General features: G+C 38.5%; 13 protein-coding genes and 4 pseudogenes. 7 read left to right on the top strand and 10 right to left on the bottom strand.

Annotated elements, in window-relative coordinates; all coding sequences use genetic code 11:
* Positions 1–378: 378 nt before the first annotated feature.
* Entirely contained in the window at positions 379–708 is a 330-nt protein-coding gene (locus FTU58_RS13200) for a four-helix bundle copper-binding protein (protein WP_016658833.1), read from the top strand.
* Positions 709–835: 127 nt separating this feature from the next.
* On the opposite strand, the pseudogene FTU58_RS13195 reads toward FTU58_RS13200, so the two are convergent.
* A pseudogene (locus FTU58_RS13195) lies at positions 836–1,128 on the bottom strand (type II toxin-antitoxin system RelE/ParE family toxin).
* Positions 1,118–1,363, bottom strand: a complete 246-nt coding sequence (locus FTU58_RS13190) for a type II toxin-antitoxin system RelB/DinJ family antitoxin (protein WP_000246755.1) — start codon at positions 1,361–1,363, stop codon at positions 1,118–1,120. The pseudogene FTU58_RS13195 and the gene FTU58_RS13190 overlap by 11 nt, the downstream one beginning before the upstream one ends.
* A gap of 343 nt (positions 1,364–1,706) precedes the next feature.
* On the opposite strand from FTU58_RS13190, the gene FTU58_RS13185 reads away from it, so the two are divergent.
* The gene (locus tag FTU58_RS13185; protein WP_159124549.1) at positions 1,707–3,275 is read left to right on the top strand and encodes an ATP-binding cassette domain-containing protein; all 1,569 of its coding nucleotides are present in this window, start codon (positions 1,707–1,709) and stop codon (positions 3,273–3,275) included.
* Positions 3,276–3,528: 253 nt separating this feature from the next.
* On the opposite strand, the pseudogene FTU58_RS13180 reads toward FTU58_RS13185, so the two are convergent.
* Positions 3,529–3,792, bottom strand: a pseudogene (locus tag FTU58_RS13180) (helix-turn-helix domain-containing protein); the annotation flags it as partial.
* Positions 3,793–3,977: 185 nt separating this feature from the next.
* Between FTU58_RS13180 and FTU58_RS13175 the strand changes: the two are divergent.
* Positions 3,978–4,244: a DUF1778 domain-containing protein gene (locus FTU58_RS13175; RefSeq protein ID WP_004733309.1), complete on the top strand. Its 267-nt coding sequence runs from the start codon at positions 3,978–3,980 to the stop codon at positions 4,242–4,244.
* Entirely contained in the window at positions 4,234–4,722 is a 489-nt protein-coding gene (locus tag FTU58_RS13170) for a GNAT family N-acetyltransferase (protein ID WP_004733307.1), read from the top strand. The genes FTU58_RS13175 and FTU58_RS13170 overlap by 11 nt, the downstream gene beginning before the upstream one ends.
* A gap of 75 nt (positions 4,723–4,797) precedes the next feature.
* Here the strand turns inward: FTU58_RS13170 and FTU58_RS13165 are convergent.
* The 6 genes and pseudogenes from FTU58_RS13165 to FTU58_RS13140 all read right to left on the bottom strand — a co-directional run.
* Positions 4,798–5,127 (bottom strand): annotated as a pseudogene (locus tag FTU58_RS13165) (recombinase family protein); the annotation flags it as partial.
* A gap of 183 nt (positions 5,128–5,310) precedes the next feature.
* Positions 5,311–6,210 carry a cation diffusion facilitator family transporter gene (locus FTU58_RS13160; RefSeq protein WP_005028603.1) on the bottom strand — a complete coding sequence of 300 codons (900 nt, stop codon included), beginning with the start codon at positions 6,208–6,210 and terminating at the stop codon, positions 5,311–5,313.
* An 86-nt stretch (positions 6,211–6,296) separates the two neighbouring features.
* Positions 6,297–9,437 carry an efflux RND transporter permease subunit gene (locus tag FTU58_RS13155; protein ID WP_005028604.1) on the bottom strand — a complete coding sequence of 1,047 codons (3,141 nt, stop codon included), beginning with the start codon at positions 9,435–9,437 and terminating at the stop codon, positions 6,297–6,299.
* A complete protein-coding gene (locus FTU58_RS13150; RefSeq protein WP_016658777.1) occupies positions 9,427–10,656 on the bottom strand; it encodes an efflux RND transporter periplasmic adaptor subunit in 1,230 nt (409 codons plus the stop codon). The genes FTU58_RS13155 and FTU58_RS13150 overlap by 11 nt, the downstream gene beginning before the upstream one ends.
* 1 nt (position 10,657) lies before the next feature.
* On the bottom strand, positions 10,658–11,983 hold the full coding sequence (locus FTU58_RS13145; RefSeq protein WP_035269736.1) for a TolC family protein: 1,326 nt from the start codon (positions 11,981–11,983) through the stop codon (positions 10,658–10,660).
* Positions 11,984–12,031: 48 nt separating this feature from the next.
* Positions 12,032–12,445 (bottom strand): cation efflux protein, CzcI-like, encoded by a 414-nt coding sequence (locus FTU58_RS13140; RefSeq protein ID WP_225530251.1) that lies wholly within the window; start codon positions 12,443–12,445, stop codon positions 12,032–12,034.
* A gap of 1,033 nt (positions 12,446–13,478) precedes the next feature.
* Between FTU58_RS13140 and FTU58_RS13135 the strand changes: the two genes are divergently transcribed.
* Genes FTU58_RS13135 through FTU58_RS13125 form a run of 3 tightly spaced genes read left to right on the top strand, consistent with a single transcriptional unit; the run spans position 13,479 to position 16,600 of the window.
* Positions 13,479–15,344, top strand: a complete 1,866-nt coding sequence (locus FTU58_RS13135; RefSeq protein WP_104988058.1) for a copper resistance system multicopper oxidase — start codon at positions 13,479–13,481, stop codon at positions 15,342–15,344.
* The gene (locus FTU58_RS13130; protein WP_004897649.1) at positions 15,331–15,669 is read left to right on the top strand and encodes a hypothetical protein; all 339 of its coding nucleotides are present in this window, start codon (positions 15,331–15,333) and stop codon (positions 15,667–15,669) included. The genes FTU58_RS13135 and FTU58_RS13130 overlap by 14 nt, the downstream gene beginning before the upstream one ends.
* Positions 15,656–16,600, top strand: a complete 945-nt coding sequence (locus FTU58_RS13125) for a copper resistance protein B (RefSeq protein WP_154320112.1) — start codon at positions 15,656–15,658, stop codon at positions 16,598–16,600. Before FTU58_RS13130 ends, FTU58_RS13125 begins: the two co-directional genes overlap by 14 nt.
* Positions 16,601–16,804: 204 nt before the next feature.
* On the opposite strand, the pseudogene FTU58_RS13120 reads toward FTU58_RS13125, so the two are convergent.
* Positions 16,805–16,886 (bottom strand): annotated as a pseudogene (locus tag FTU58_RS13120) (IS1 family transposase); the annotation flags it as partial.

The following is a 16,886-nucleotide window of genomic DNA, read 5'->3' as shown; positions in this document are numbered from 1 at the left end:
CATAAAAAAGCCGACTTGTTTCAAAATCGGCTTTTTATGGATTTTAGGGTTTGGTGTAAATTTTTAAGATATTGATTTTTATATTAATATACAAGTGTATTGCGTATAACCACCATTATGTTAAATAGAGGGAAAATCTATTTTTAAAGTGATAAAATTATTGCAGTTATTTTAAGAATAGCTGCTTTTGATACTTGATCATCTATCCTAATTAAAAACTGTTTTTTAATAATTTGGAATATAAATAAGATTTAGTTAAAATTAACATTATTCATATAAATTAACATTATGTATTACATTTACTAATAATTTAAAATAATTAGTAGAAAAAAATTATGTTTTAATTATTTCTTTGATTATATAAGTTGAGAGTAAAAAATGATTAATACGGAATTTTCAAAGTGTATTTCTGCATGTACAAACTGTTCACTTATTTGTACTGAATGTGCAACTTCTTGTTTAAAAGAAAAAGATTTAGAGATGATGCGTGAATGTATTCAACGTTGTCTAGAATGTGCAGATATTTGTCAGTTATGTGTGCGTATGCAACAACATAACTCACCTTTCCTCAAAGAGATTTGTGAGCTTTGTGCTAAGATCTGTGAATATTGTGCGGAAGAGTGTGAAAAACATTCACATGATCATTGTAAAAAATGTGCTGAGGCTTGCCGTCAGTGTGCAGAAGAATGTCGAAAAATTGCCATGTAAAATACTTCAATAATGTTAATTATATGCTCTAGACTAACATAATCATTCTGCTAGTCTAGAGCCTTTCCTAAAATTAACATAATACACCTTATACGAAGCCAAAAATGGGAGCTTTAAGCTCCCATTTTTAGTCTTTAATTCGCTTTTTCGCTTCGTCATAAACTATGCTATCAGCTCGTTTTCCGACGGTAATGAGCAGGATAACTACCTGATCATCTTTAACTTGATAGACAAGTCGGACACCAGCTTTTAATAATTTGATTTTATAGCAACCTGCAAGATCGCCTCTAAGCATATTCTTTGGAATATGTGGCTGCTCTATGACTTTGGCTAGTTTCTTTTTAAATTGATCTCGTATAGCAACAGGGAGTTTTCCCATTCTGCTGTAAAGTCCTTGTGACGTAAAAGCTTATAAGTCATCTAATGTGACTTCCTCAAACATCTCTTTAGGATCATTAATGCGCTTACGGACAAGAGCTAATAATTCTTCATCTTCTTCCGAAAGCAAAGCTTTTTTGACAGGCAGTTTCCCAGTCGTAGCAACATACTCAAGAATACTAGTGAAGAAATCAGTAGGTGCAATACCTTGCTCTTTAAGGATTGAATAAGATTTTTCTTTAAGGGCTTCATCGATCCTGAAGTTAACAGTAGCCATCATATTTCCCAAGTATTTAATGTACTAGGAATATTGTAATGCAAATTGCATTACAAGTCGACTTCGCATAACAGCCATTATGTTAAATAACTTTTAGAAGCTTTAGTACAAGCTTGACAGATTGTCTTATCATTATAAAATAACCTTATTCAAATCATCCTCCCAAGAGTAACGCCAATGAAGTAAGTCATTTTCTCATCATTATTTTTAAACTTTTGATGTGCAAAATAGATTCTACTTGTGGCTATATATTCTTGGTCTCTACTTTATATCCTAAATAATATATTGTTTTTTATAAGTTAATCTTCACTATTTTGCATATCCTCTACATGAGGAATTTTTTATGCAACATGCATGTATTGCTTCAAACTTAAATTTAGAATTTTCTACACAGAAAATGTTTGATCAGCTAAACATTACGCTTTTATCAGGACAGGTTTCTGCATTAATTGGACGTAATGGTTTAGGTAAATCCCTATTGTTCAGAATATTAGATCAAAGCCAAGCTTTAGATATTCATTATAGTGGTCAAGTTTCATGGAATATCCAACATGATTATTTGGCACAATTAGAACGCCTTAATGCTGAAAATATTGCACAAGCATTAGAGGTAGATCATTTACATCATGCTTTTCGGCGTATAGAGAACAATACAGCTAGTTTTGATGATTATGAGTTAGTTGAAAATACCTGGGATTTACCACAAAAATGGCAAAATATACTTGAAAATGCTGACTTACCTACGGATTTGAACTTTCCAACAGAAAAACTGAGTGAAGGACAAAAAACAAAGCTGGCTTTATGTCGTTTGTTTTTAAAAAAGGATCACTATCTACTTTTAGATGAACCAAGCAACCATTTAGACTCAACATCTAGACAATGGTTAATTGAGAGTATTTTGGCACACCCTAGTGGTGTATGCCTGATTAGTCATGATCGCCAATTACTCAATCAAGTCCAACATATTTATGCTTTAACTGAATTAGGCTTACAACACTACAAAGGTAATTATGAGCATTACATTCAACAGCATCAGCTACACATGGATGCATTAACTCAGTCTATTAATAATGAGAAAAAAGAATTAAAGCAGTTAAAACAACGGCAACATGATAGCTTAATGAAAGCGAATAAACGTCAATCTAAAGGCAATGAACTTCGTGATTCTAATTCTCAAGCAAAGATTTTTCTAGATTTCAAAAAGGAAAATGCTGGACAAAGCTTAGGTAAGCTACGTGCCCAACAAACTCGACAAACTGATGATTTGAAAAATAGTCTGATTAATAGGCAGACCATTGTAGAAAAAATCAAAGCTCAGAAGTTTGAATTCCACTTACAGAGTACGAAGCAAGGAGAGATTTTAAGAATTCATGATTTAAAGCTACCCCATACAGCAACAAATAAAATTAATTTTGCATTGAAAGCTGGCGAAAAAATCCATCTTAAAGGTGCTAATGGAATTGGTAAATCAACCTTATTGAAATTGATTTCTACCCATCAACGTGATGATATTTTCTTTAGTGGAACATGTTTGTATTTAGATCAAAACTTTAGTTTATTAAATAATGATTTATCCGTAATCGAAAACCTTGCACTTTATAACTCCAATCTTACTGAAGTTGAGTGGAGAAATTTGTTAGGTCAGTTACGTATTCGTCGTGAAAAAGCTTTATTAAAACTATCAGAACTGAGTGGTGGTGAAAAATTGAAAGTCGCATTATTAGCAATGAGTCACTATCCTGATGGTATTGATTTATTATTGCTTGATGAACCAGAAAATCATTTAGATATTGAGTCTAGAGAGCTTCTATCGCAGGCTATTAGCCAATATCAGGGCGCTGTAATTTTAGTTTCACATGATCATTTTTTTGTTGAACAGTGTGAAATATCTGAAGAGTATTTAATTGAGTAAAATGACATTTTCAAATATATAGATTTATTAGTTCTACTAAAATTAACATAATACACCTTATACGCAATACTTTTTAAATTGTGTTATAATTCAATGTGTTGATTTCAGTTTTATAGCCCACTCACCCTCGAATGGGCTTTTTTTATGATTGTTCACGTTCCACGCCTATTCTTTGATCAATGTTCCACGGTTTTATTTAATGTTGCTGAACAATCAATGGATACCAGTAAAGCCCTTTAGGTCTTCTGTTGCTTCAAATATAAAGTCTATCGATGACATTTTCATTTTTCAAATAGCGATAGACAGCCTGTCTGCTAATACCAAAAGCTTTAGCTAAATCGACTTTCGATGGATATTTCCCTTCTTTCCAGGCGTGTCGTAAAGCTTCAGCCTGCTCTTGATTTAACTTATGGACTCGACCTTTATATTTACCTTGAGCCGCTGCAATCTTAATCCCTTCTTTTTGGCGCTCTAAAATAATCTCTCGTTCAAATTGGGCAAAAGCCCCCATAAGTTGCTGAGTATTCTTATGTAAACCTACCAGTTATTCTTATTCAAATCCTGCCACTCATTTTGGATAGTAGTAGGCCATTGATTTTCTATTCAAATAATTCAAAACAAAATATCCAAATTTGAATCTTGAAGCACAATCTTAATCTGCTATAATTTGTACATCAAATTGATGTACTTGTTGGGTGGGATATGACTAACTTAGCAACGGAACGAATTAATATTCGTTCAACAGTAGATGCAAAAAATGTAATTGAACAAGCTGCGAATTTATTGGGACTCAGTGTAAGTTCCTTTATGCTTCAATCCTCATTTGAAAGAGCAAAAGAATTACTTAAATCTAATTATGAGTTAAAAGTAAATAATGCTGATCGAGATATGTTAATGAACATACTTGAGAACCCACGCCCTGCAAATGATGAGATGAAAAAATTAATGAGTTTATTAGATGAAAATTGAGGTTTTACAAGCCCATCATCAGAAAAAATCATTTAATTGCGGGCAAGATGATTTAAATAAATTCATAAAACAGTATGCATCCCAACATCAGAAATCAGGAACAAGTAAAACGTATGTTGCTATTGATGATGATCTACAAGTGAGAGGGTTTTATTGTTTATCCAGCACATCCATAGGATTTGATGTAGTTGATACTGTGCTTACTAAACGATTACCTCGTTATCCGCTCCCTTGTGTAGTTGTAGGTCGCTTTGCCGTTGATCAAACCGTTCAGGGGCGAGGAATTGGGAAAGTGCTTTTAGCCCATGCTCTTAAACAAGTTTCAACAGTTGCTCAAATTATTGGTGTTAATTTTGTTGTAATACATGCTAAAGATAAAAAAGCGATGGAGTTTTATCAGCGTTTCGGCTTTATTTCATTAACATCAAATCCATTAACATTAATATACCCAGTGAGTGAAATACCTAGTTTCAATTGAAAGTGGTCTACTAGCAATAGGAGTGACTGGTAAACTGCTTACAGGAATTAGTGGCTGATTTATCCAATAATCTGCAAGTTGCAACATCAAATTATCCATCGGGGTGGCCTGAGCCGTAAATGTAATATTCTCTTTCACAAACTGAATAGCCACTCCCCTTTTTACAAGCTGATCAACCTCAGTCACTAAATCTTTAAGACTCCTAGCGAAGCGATCCATAGAGTGCACAACAATCATGTCACCTTCACGGACATAGCTGAGCATTTCCTGAAATTTAGGACGGGCTGTATTTTTTCCTGAAGCTTTATCGACAAATAATCGGTCTACTTCAATTCCCTCAAGTTGGCGTCCAATATTTTGGTCAATAGAGCTGACTCTGACATATCCAACTTTATGACCTTTCATATTGTTATCTACTAGATGACTATTTCTGCTTATTGTAACTAATGAATCTTAATCTTAAAAGTTACATGTAACGTATGTATGAATTTCATTTAAATGAGACATGTATTTTACAGCTTTCACAGTGTAACTTTAGGGTATACTTTAAAGTTACACAAAACATCTATATGAAGACTAAAGTCCAAATTAGTGTTTATGTTGGTTCAATGTATTACATTTCGTATTTTCTATTTGTAACGTAATTTCAGTAATATTATGATTATGTTTTAGAACTTCTAAGGCCTTTTGATAGAGTTGATCTGTATTGCTATTCGGAGCAACCAAATGAGCAGTTAAATGAATATTTCTTGAGGATATAGCCCAGACTTTCAACTGATGAATCCCTTCAACGCCCTCTAGCTTCAATAAATCATTTCTTAACGACTCAATATCAATCTCATCAGGAACTCCTTCAAGCAGAATATGAATACTTTGTTTTAATAAAATCCAAGTTCGAGGTAAGACCCAGAAGCCAATTAACACAGCGATTACGGTATCAACCCACATCCACTGGGTAAAATAAATAACTATTCCTCCGATAATCACGCCTATCGATCCTAGAGCATCACTAAGAACTTCTAAATATGCACCTTTTATATTTAGACTTCCTTCAGCACTAGCAGAAAGGATTTTCATTGAAATCAAATTTATGACCAAACCAATGACCGCGACAATCATCATTCCAACACTTTGAATTTCAGCAGGATTCGTAAAACGTTGATAAGCTTCATATACAATATATATTGCTACCACAAAAAGCATCACCGCATTAAACAGAGCCGCTAAAATTTCAAATCGCTGATAGCCAAAAGTTCTTTTATCATCTGCGGCTTTTTTACCAATTTTGATAGCGGCAAGAGCAATAGCTAAAGCGGCTACATCAGTAAACATATGAGCTGCATCAGATAACAAAGCCAAACTTTGGGTAATAAAAGCAGCGACAACTTCTACTATTAAAAAAGTAGTCGTTAAACCTAAGGCAACCATTAACTTCTTACTATTTTCTTCAGTAACAACCGCATGGCTATGATCATGATGTTCTGACATAAAATATTTTCCTTATTCTATTTATGATGAGCAGAGATATTGGATAACAGCCAATATCTCTGCTGTAAATCGACTAATCTATTGGATTAAGAAACTTTCTTTTCATTTATCCAACGATAAAGCACGGGTAACAGCACCAAAGTTAGTAATGTTGAAGAGATAATCCCGCCAATCACTACGGTTGCCAGTGGCCGTTGAACCTCAGCCCCTGTTCCGGTTGCCAGCGCCATTGGTACAAAACCCAGTGAAGCCACACAAGCTGTCATCAACACTGGTCTTAAGCGCAAAATAGCCCCTTGCCACACGGCTTTATGCACTGGATATTTGTCCCTTAATTCCTTAATAAAGGTCAGCATTACCAGTCCATTGAGGACTGCAACACCAGATAAGGCAATAAAGCCAATTCCAGCTGACATCGATAATGGAATATCCCTTAGCCAAAGGAACAGCACACCACCGGTCAAGGCAAAGGGTACCCCGGTAAAGACCAATAGACTTTCTTTGACATTGTGAAAGACCGCCATCAGTAAAATAAAGATAGTGATTAAAGCCAGTGGAATCACGATTTGCATCCGTGCTTTGGCTGAAGCCAAATTTTCAAACTGACCGCCATATTCTATCCAATAACCACTTGGCAAAGTGTATGCTTTGAGCTGTGTCTGTACATCAGAAACAAAAGACCCTAAATCACGCCCTTCAACATTCGTTGTAACCACAACTCGGCGTTTACCATTTTCTCGACTGACTTGGTTGATTCCTTCAATGGTCGAGACTTGCGCGACATCCGACAATAAAATACTGCCACCATTTGGAAGCTGAATAGGTAACTGGGAAACAGATGCGACACTACGGTCTTGCTCTCCAAGACGGATAACAAAATCAAAACGACGATCGCCTTCTAAAATCTCTCCCACGCTTTGTCCACCAATACTTGCAGCCACCACATCCTGAATAGATTTCACACTCAAGCCATACTGGGCAGCTAAAGCTTTATCAATCTCTACATTGAGTAAAGGCAGACCCGAAGTTTGTTCAACTTTCACCGCACTGCTACCTGCGACTTGCTGAATGATTTTCGCGATTTTTGCAGCCTCAGTATTCAAAACCTGCATGTCATCACCAAAAACCTTCACCCCCACATCACTGCGTATACCTGAAATCAGTTCATTAAAACGTAGCTCAATAGGCTGAGAAAACTCACTGTTATTGCCGGGAATTGTCGCAAGATAAGCTTCCATTCGGGTTCGAAGTGCATCTAGGCTTTCTTTTGAATCTGGCCATTCCTCACGTGGTTTCAGCATGATATAACCATCGGAAATATTCGGTGGCATCACATCTGTCGCCACTTCAGCAGTCCCGGTACGGGCAAATATAGCTTTAATTTCGGGAAAGTTTTTCAGTAAAAGCTTTTCGGTATTTTCCTGAATACGTAAAGACTCTTCCAAGCCTGTGCTTGGAGAACGTAATTGCTGTACCGCAAAATCACCTTCACTCAGCTGGGGTGCAAACTCACTGCCAATCTTCGTGCTGAGCAGACCCGTAATGACCAGGAGACAAATGGCAAAAGTTAAAACCACCGCTTTGTAATGATAGGCTCCATCCAATATCTGTTGATATCGGGTTTTGAGCCAGATCATCCAACGGCTTTCCGTTTCTTTGATCTCCCCTTTAACCCATAAAGCAACTGCAGCGGGCACAAAGGTGATCGATAAAATAATAGCTGCCACCAGTGCGAGAACAACGGTTAAAGCCATCGGATGAAATAGTTTTGCTTCTACACCACTTAAAGCAAAAATCGGCAAATACACCACCAAAATAATAAGCTGACCAAAAATAAGAGGACGACGTGCTTGGCGGGCAGCCAGAAAAACTTCCTTAAAGCGTTCACTTTGTGTGAGAGGTCGTTTTAACAGTTGCTGTGTATGGGCTAAACGCCGGATACAGTTTTCGACAATCACCACAGCACCATCGACAATGATGCCGAAATCGAGTGCACCTAAACTCATCAGATTGGCACTGATATTTTTCTGTGCCATCCCGGTTAAGGTAAACAGCATAGAGAGTGGAATGACACAGGCAGTAATCAAGGCAGCACGGATATTCCCTAAAAACAGGAACAGAATGATGATGACCAGGATTGCTCCCTCTACCAAGTTTTTCTGAACGGTTTTAATCGCCTTCTCAACCAAGGTAGTACGGTCGTACACCGGTTCAATCACTACCCCTTTAGGCAAACTATTCTGAATATCTTGAAGCTTGGCATCCACAGCTTTAGAAACAGTCCGGCTATTTCCACCCATCGCCATCATGGCAATCCCTAAAACGGTTTCTTTGCCGTTATAGGTTGCCCCACCGGTTCTTAAATCATGCCCAATAGAGACTTGCGCAATATCACCAACCCGAATTGGGCTGCCATTTGGGCTACCCAGCATGGTGTTCTCAATATCAGAAAGCCCATTGAATGTACCCGGTACACGTACCGTCAGTTGCTGACCATTGTCTTCAATATAACCTGCACCTCGGTTCTCATTATTTTGCGCTAAAGCCTGTTGCAGTTGTTCTAATGAGATATTCAGTTGCTGCATCCGGTTTAAATCGGGAGAGACCACATAGGTTTTTTCAAAACCACCAATACTGTTGACCTCTGCAACTCCCTTAACACGTTGCAGTTGAGGACGCACAATCCAGTCCTGAATCTCACGCAAATCCATCGGCGTGTATGCAGTTCCATCCGGCTTTTTCGCATTCGGATCTGCCTTCAGTACCCATTGATAAATCTCACCGAGACCCGTAGAAACGGGGGACATCGTCGGTGCGATTTGTGCAGGCAACTCAGATTGCGCCTCCTGTATCCGTTGGTTAATCTGCTGACGGGCCCAATAAATATCAGTCCCATCTTTAAAGACAATGGTGACTTGAGAGAGTCCATAACGGGATATGGAACGGGTAAGCTCCAGATCCGGAATGCCAGCCATGGCATTTTCAATGGGATAGGTAATCCGCTGTTCGACTTCAAGCGCAGTAAAACCCTTGGCTTGAGTATTAATCTGGACTTGGGTATTGGTAATATCGGGTACAGCATCAATCGGGAGTTTCTGATAGCTATACACCCCGACCGCAATCCAGGTACAGACAAAGAGCAACACCCAAATCGCATTTTGTATGGAAAACTGAATGATTCGTTCGAATAAACCTTCTGGTTTTGGCAGATCAGAATTAATGTTCATGGCCTGCCTCGTCTTTTTCTAATTCAGATTTCAACAAGAAACTGCCTTGAGCGATATACTTCTGCCCTTCAGTCAGCCCAGAAATCACTTCAAGCCATTGTCCATCACTTGAAGCCTGCCCCAATTGCACTTTCTGTGCTTTTAAGTGGACTTGACCTTTTTGTTCTGAATCTACGATGAAAATACTGTCTTCACCTTCAATACTTTGCAGCGCAGACTTTTGAATCCGAAGGGCTGATTTTGCTGTAGCTTCCGGAATCAACACTCTCACTAACACATTAGAACGCAACTCAGTAGCTTGCGCATCGAGTTTTGCGCGCACCACCAGACGCCCTGTTTGTACATCTGCCTGAGAGGTTAAGCTTTGTACAGTAGCTTTATAGATTTGATCTGAATCATTCACTTTAAAGTCAATTTTTTGCCCGGCTTGCAGTTGACCTGAGAATTGATTCGGCAAATTAAACTCAAGCCATAAATCTTTCAGCTGTTCAATGACAAAGAGCTGATTAGCCAGTTGCACATTTTCACCGACCACAATATCTTTTTGACTGATCACCCCAGAGATCGGTGCTTTAATCAGAAAACGCCCATTGTTATTGCCACTTGCACCTAATGCATTTAAACGTGCTTGTGAGGACTGGACAGTAATCTGCGCTTGACGGTAGGCATTTTCGGCACGCTGGTAATCCTGTTTGGCAGAAATCCCCTGTGACCAGAGTTGCTGTTCGCGCTGGTAATCTTTACGGGCCAAATCCAGATTCACCTGTGCCATACGCAGATTTGCCTGTTGGTCGATCAGTTCAGGCACGATTAGTACAGCCAGCGTTTGTCCTTTTTGCACGCTCTGTCCTAAAGCCACATTGACCTGCTCGACATGACCACTAAAATTAGGCGATATATGCGCTTGTTGATCGGTATTCACCACCAATTTACCTGGCAGGGTTGTCAGCTTTTCAACCAATCCTGTGGATGCAACAGCAACTTTTAAACCTTGTTCAACCATTTGTTGGCTGGTCAGTTGTATTTCGCCTTCTTCAGCATGTCCTTCTTCAGAACTATCTTCATCAGAATGTTCGGCATTTCCCTCATCATGACCATGCCCCTCAGATTCAGTTTTTTTTGAACTTAACCAAATAACCAGACTGACCAAGACCGTAATCAGAATCAAAATTGCAATCATGAGAGACTGGGATATTTTTCCGTTTTGCTTGGCGTTCATTTTATCGTGCTCCCCCATTGATTAAATTTTGCGATGCTTCGACTGCCTTTTTATTCAGTTGTGTATAGGCATCCGAACGGCTAATTTCTTCATAACTTGTGCCAATACTGAGTGCCTCAGCTGCGAGGGCAGTTTGCCAAGCTTGACGTAGAATTTGTAATTGACCCAATCGAAGATTCTGCAGTTGGGTGGTTGCTTGTTGAACGTCGGTAATGGACAGTTTCCCTGCCTGAAACCCTTGTAAAGTACGGCTCTGAACTTTGGTCGCCAAAGTAACTTGTGCTGTTGTGGCATCGAACTGGCTACGTAAACCTTTGAGCTGATGCATGCTGTTGGCAATATTGAGTATTTGTTGCTTCAGCTCACGCTGCTGCTGTTGGTTCAGCAATATTTGCTGTTGCTGGACCATCGGGATCGCATATTGCTGGCGGTTGAAAATATTCAGTGGAATAGCCACGCCGATTGCCAAAGTCGTATCGTTGCTTTCATTAGGGGTTTTGCTACGTTTCATGCCTACATTTAAAGTCGGATTGGGACGTGCCTGAATTCTTAAATTTTCAATTTGATGATCCGATTGCTGAATGTTCAAGGCATAGAATTTTTCTAGCCACCCTTCAGCAATATACCGTTGCACAGTTTGGAGACTTTGCTCTGGCCAAGGGATAGCGGTTTTATTCAATTGAAGATGTGAAGATGTTTCTCCCCCCCACAAATTAGACAGCTGACGACCGGCAGCTTGTTTATTCAGCATCGCTTGCTGATAAAGTCGTTGGATTTCTAGCGCTTCAATTTGGGTACGCTCAAAATCAACCAGGGCAATACTGCCTGCCTGATAGCGTTTCTGGGCACTGTCCAGATTGGCTTTACTTGTTTTTAACTGTACTGAATAAGCAGACTGCTCAACCTCAGCAAGTGCAAATTGCGACCATGCAAATTTAACAATCAGTTGGCTTTGTGCCTTCCATAATTGCTGTTGCAATTGGATTTGTTGATTCGAGGTATTGGCAATCACCCGGTTCAGCTTACGCTGACCAAATAGATCTAGAGGTTGACTAACGCCAACATTGAATTCCTGTTCTTGACCTGAGCCAAAGCCAGACTGTTCTAAACTTATACTTGGATTCTGCCATAACCGACTTTGCTGAATATTCAATTCAGATATTTGCTGAACTTGTTGCCACAGCTTGTCTTGAGTCTGGTAACTTTGTACTTTTGCTAAAGCGGATTCAAAGCTGGTAACGTTTTCAGCATAGCTATATTGCATAGCCGCTGCACATATACAAGCAACCAAGCTATGACGCAAGAGTATAATTGATTGTGAAGACATGATTTTTCCCACTTATTTAAATAATAAAAGTGGTGGGAATGTTTTAGGCTACCCCACCATGAGCGGGGAAAATTCGGGAGGTGGGCTTTGTTGAAACAGGTCAGGAGCCTGATAGCTGTTTTTCCAATGAAATTGTGGATTCACTTTAACTTCAGAGCTTGGATGAAACACATCTACTTTTTCATTTTGTACAATCAAATGCGTCATCGATGGTAGATGATCTTGATGATCTTCACCGATTTCTAAATCGCTACTGAATGTTTTTATGTTTTCTGACTGTCCATTATGATCGTGTTGACGACTATCGCTGGCACACAAGGTATTTTGGTGATGACCAAAATGATAACTCTGCTGTGATTGAGGCTGTTGTTCATGGACACAAAAGGCCGCCGCCACATTCCAAAAGCTTTGGAACATGAACAATCCAACCAAGACTGTAATCCATGTAGTAGAACGCATCATCATAACAATCGAAAAATTTGTACCAAGTATAAGGCTTAGAGCCACTCCAAGGTCAAGCTTAATAAATTAAATTAAACATTCAATGAACACTGAATAGCCGGCACTTTTGCAAATTTACCTTGTCTCTATAAGCTCACATCAATTTCAGGTAAGAATAACAATAGATAGTGAACCGTACCGGGTTTGTCGGAGACTTTTTATTTAAGTTAGGCCACCGGTAATCCTCCCATAAATAACCGAAGTTAAAAGTAGAGGTACACATAAGTTAAAATTTTATAGAATTGCTTGAGTTCAAAATCTCTAATTAGCATGTATTGAAAACATGAATATTTATCTAAAAAGAGAACTATTTAACATCATGGCTGTTATACGCAATAAAAAAACCTGGGCACCAACCCAGGTCTAAAATTTAAAAAACAGATAAATATCAGTGCAATAAACTCATTTTTCTAATTTCGCATAACGTGTATTATGTTAATTTTAGAGAAACTACTAAATTATATTGGGTTGTAAATATTTGAAATTCCGTTAAGATATTTTGGATTAAATTCTATTCCTAGATAGCATTCGTGTTGACTCATCTCTCCAAAAAACTTTGGTTTTGTTTTCTTATGGTTTTTGCCATAGGATGGAGTAGTGTGTCTGTTGCATCAGTAAAGATAATGCATATCAATATGCAAACTGAAATGAGCCAAGATCATTGTTTAGATCAAGCACAGCAAGTCACTCAACATGGTATTAATCACGAAGTACAGACGAATACCGATTGCCATAATCATTTAGCTCTTAATCAGAATATAGATCACAAAAAGTGTCAGGAATGTTCTAGCTTATCCTGCCAGACACAGATCTCATGTCTTCATTCTTTGCAAAGCTCGCTAGATCCCCTAGATACCTTCTATTCTATAGATCAGCCTAATTTTTATTACCCCAACCAATATCTAAATGGGTATTGGCAAGAAATTTCACGTCCTCCTAAAACTTAACCATTTTTTTTAAAATTTATTTATTTTTCAAAAATTAAGGTTAAGTTATGTCTCATAAAATTAGTTCGTACCTATTAGCAGGTATTTGTTTTGCATCGTCGCCTTTGGTTTTTGCCGAAGTGCGTGAATATCAGCTTGTTATTGATGAAGCAGTGGTCAGCCCAACTGGAAAGCCTGTAAAGCGCATTACCGTAAATGGTCAATTTCCTGCGCCTTTGCTTGAGTTTGAAGAGGGTGATGAAGCCATCATTCGCGTGAAAAATAATTTAAAAAACCAAGATTCTTCTATTCATTGGCACGGACTGTTGTTGCCGGGCATTATGGATGGTGTACCGGGATTTAATGGTTTTAACGGTATTAAGCCTCAAAGCGAGTATGTTTATAAATTCAAGATTCGCCAAAGCGGGACTTATTGGTATCACGCTCATTCTAAAGGACAGGAACAGGACGGCTTATATGGTTCTTTTGTGATTTATCCAAAAGGTAAAACACCATTGGCAGCACATGAAAAAGCTGAACGTGACTATGTGGTGATGTTGTCAGATTTTCATGAAAAAACCAGTGATCAAATTCAGAAAGATCTTAAAATTTCAGCTGAATATTATCAAGATCAGCGTGAAACCTTGGGTGATGTTTGGAAGCAGGTTAAACGTGATGGCATAAAAGCGACATGGTCTGACCGCAAAATGTGGAATCAGATGCGTATGCTAAAAACCGACATGTCGGATGTTACAGGTTATACCTTCCTCATTAATGGCAAAACACCTGAACAAAATTGGACAGGAATGTTTAAACCGAATGAAAAAATTCGCCTACGTTTTGTGAATGCATCTGCGATGTCTTTCTACGATGTCCGTATTCCTAACTTGAAAATGACTGTGGTCAGTGCTGATGGTCAGCCTGTAAAACCTGTTGCTGTGGATGAGTTTCGTATTGGCACAGCTGAAACTTATGATGTGATTGTGGAGCCAAAAGGCGGACATTATCAAATTGAAGCTGAGTCAATTGACCGTTCAGGCTATGCGATTGGTACACTGCACAATGAACTAAATCCTATGACACATGGCATTCATATGCCTGCACCACGTCCACGCTCACTTTTGACCATGGAAGATATGGGACATGGTGGTGGTGATCATGCAGGAATGGATCATTCGAAAATGAACCACGGCAATATGCAAGGCATGGATCACTCGAAAATGGATCATTCAAAAATGAACCATGGCGATATGCAAGGCATGGATCACTCGAAAATGGATCATTCAAAAATGAACCATGGCGATATGCAAGGCATGGATCACTCGAAAATGGATCATTCACAGCATGGCACAGCAAAACCACAAGAAAATGATCAAGTGGTTTATGGTTGGGCAAATGCATCTACACCTGCGGGCAATAAAGCCTTGCAATATAGTGATTTAAAATCTTTAGAACCGCAAAAAGATACTCGTGAAGCTAGCAGTGAATTAGTAGTGCGTTTGGGCGGTACTATGGAGCGTTATATTTGGACGATTAACGGTAAAAAATTCAGCGATGCTGAGCCATTAAAAGTGAAGTATGGCGAGCGTATCCGTATCAAATTTATTAATGACAGTATGATGGCGCACCCCATGCATTTACATGGCATGTTTATGCAGTTGGAGAATGGTCAAGAGTCGGTAGATATGCCGAATAAACACACATTGATTGTACCACCGGGTAAAACAGTCACTGCTTTATTAACTGCGGATGAGTTGGGCGAATGGGCAATCCATTGTCATTTGTTGTATCACATGAGTGCAGGAATGATGAACAAGTTGATCGTGGCAAATGTTAGCGATGAACAAGTGTCTACAACGCCAATTCAAGGTACAAATTCGACTCAAACTCACCAAGTAACTGAGCAAAAAGGAGCTGGACATGCACATCACTAATTTTGTATTTAAAGCGTTTTTTTCTGTTGCGGTATTGAGTTTAACAAGCTTAAGTTTGGCGCACGAAGGGCATCATTCAACTGCTCAGACTGATGGAAAAAATGTACCATCAATGAATCATCAAGCGATGTCTGAGATGGATCATTCACAGCATTCTCCACAAGAGCATGCACAACACATGCAGATGATGGGGAAAATGAATCATGCTGCACATTCAGCACCGATGAACCATCAACATGCAGGTCATCAGCCAATGCATCACAAATCAACAGAGAAACAGCAAGATCAAAAAGTACAGAAAGGAGATCAACATGCGCACCATTAATCTTTTTTCTAAAACTGTTTTAGCAAGCTCTTTGTTGATGGTCAGTGCAGTGAGTTTGGCACATAATGGTGAAGATCATAGTGCGCCTGAAAAAATGACAGTTGCTACATCTTCTAGTCAAAATCAGCCGATGCAAATGGATCGCTCTCAAATGAACCATAGCCAAATGAATCAGGCACAACATCAGGCAACATCTACGGTTAATCATTTACATCATGTACCAGATGCGAATGCTCAGCAGAGTTCGCATTATGATCATCGCTCAGAACACGGTGCGCAAATTTATGCGATTACGACAGTGGACAATAAGTGGCTTGTCAATGAAGATGGCACAGGTGATTTAAAGTCAGAGTTTGAAACCCGTATTGGCACAGATGAAAATAAGCTTTTTATTAAAATTCATGCCGATAAAGAAGAATCGCATGATGCACATTATGATGCCAAACTTTTATATAGCCGTATGATTTCAGACTTTTGGGATGCACAGATTGGTGCACGTTATCGTAGTGAAAAAGTTGAACTCAATGATCATCGCAAAGACACCGAAGAAAATGTTGATGCGGTGATTGGCTTACATGGTATGGCGCCATATTTCTTTGAAACTGATGCTTATCTCTATGCGGGAGAAGACAATTATGCGGGCTTTAGCCTAGAAACGGAACGTGATTTTCTGATTACGCAAAAGTTGATTATTCAACCTTATTTAGAGTTGGATGCTATCTTTAGTGATGACTCTAAATATGCGAAAAAAACTGGTTTAAGCAGTGCAACCGCAGGGTTTGAAACTCGCTATGAAATCAGTAAAAAGATCATGCCTTATATCGACATTGCCTATGAGTATTCAAAAGGTAATGATGAAACGTCGTGGCAAATAGAATCAAACTCTGAGAAAGGTTGGTTATATGGAGCTGGTGTTAGATTTAGATTTTAATTAATTTAATGATTACTAAATAGCTTTATTTAAATAAAACTCTAGCTTAATGTGGCCGGAAGCAAAATGTTAACTTATTTTGCTTCCTTCCATTTAACATAATGGCTGTTATACGAAACGAGAGTGTTAGAACCCATTTAAAGTGTCTATATTCTCACCAATAAAAATGTCCGGTTTCTCCGAGGTAAAATATGACTTTTGAACAAAAATAAGCCATTGTTTATTCTTTTTATTTCCAACAAAATTCCAGAACTCATCTACTTCGAGAGATTCATAATGACTTTGC

Origin of the sequence: Acinetobacter sp. YH12120 (assembly GCF_013418795.1) — a bacterium.
GTDB lineage: Bacteria > Pseudomonadota > Gammaproteobacteria > Pseudomonadales > Moraxellaceae > Acinetobacter > Acinetobacter towneri.
This window is presented reverse-complemented; position numbering and strand designations above follow the sequence as displayed.

Excerpts from the sequence above, each read along its gene's own strand:
- FTU58_RS13200 (WP_016658833.1), top strand. The coding sequence starts at position 379 with ATGATTAATACGGAATTTTCAAAGTGTATTTCTGCATGTACAAACTGT.
- FTU58_RS13190 (WP_000246755.1), bottom strand. The coding sequence starts at position 1,363 with ATGGCTACTGTTAACTTCAGGATCGATGAAGCCCTTAAAGAAAAATCT.
- FTU58_RS13185 (WP_159124549.1), top strand. The coding sequence starts at position 1,707 with ATGCAACATGCATGTATTGCTTCAAACTTAAATTTAGAATTTTCTACA.
- FTU58_RS13175 (WP_004733309.1), top strand. The coding sequence starts at position 3,978 with ATGACTAACTTAGCAACGGAACGAATTAATATTCGTTCAACAGTAGAT.
- FTU58_RS13170 (WP_004733307.1), top strand. The coding sequence starts at position 4,234 with ATGAAAATTGAGGTTTTACAAGCCCATCATCAGAAAAAATCATTTAAT.
- FTU58_RS13160 (WP_005028603.1), bottom strand. The coding sequence starts at position 6,210 with ATGTCAGAACATCATGATCATAGCCATGCGGTTGTTACTGAAGAAAAT.
- FTU58_RS13155 (WP_005028604.1), bottom strand. The coding sequence starts at position 9,437 with ATGAACATTAATTCTGATCTGCCAAAACCAGAAGGTTTATTCGAACGA.
- FTU58_RS13150 (WP_016658777.1), bottom strand. The coding sequence starts at position 10,656 with ATGAACGCCAAGCAAAACGGAAAAATATCCCAGTCTCTCATGATTGCA.
- FTU58_RS13145 (WP_035269736.1), bottom strand. The coding sequence starts at position 11,983 with ATGTCTTCACAATCAATTATACTCTTGCGTCATAGCTTGGTTGCTTGT.
- FTU58_RS13140 (WP_225530251.1), bottom strand. The coding sequence starts at position 12,445 with ATGATGCGTTCTACTACATGGATTACAGTCTTGGTTGGATTGTTCATG.
- FTU58_RS13135 (WP_104988058.1), top strand. The coding sequence starts at position 13,479 with ATGTCTCATAAAATTAGTTCGTACCTATTAGCAGGTATTTGTTTTGCA.
- FTU58_RS13130 (WP_004897649.1), top strand. The coding sequence starts at position 15,331 with ATGCACATCACTAATTTTGTATTTAAAGCGTTTTTTTCTGTTGCGGTA.
- FTU58_RS13125 (WP_154320112.1), top strand. The coding sequence starts at position 15,656 with ATGCGCACCATTAATCTTTTTTCTAAAACTGTTTTAGCAAGCTCTTTG.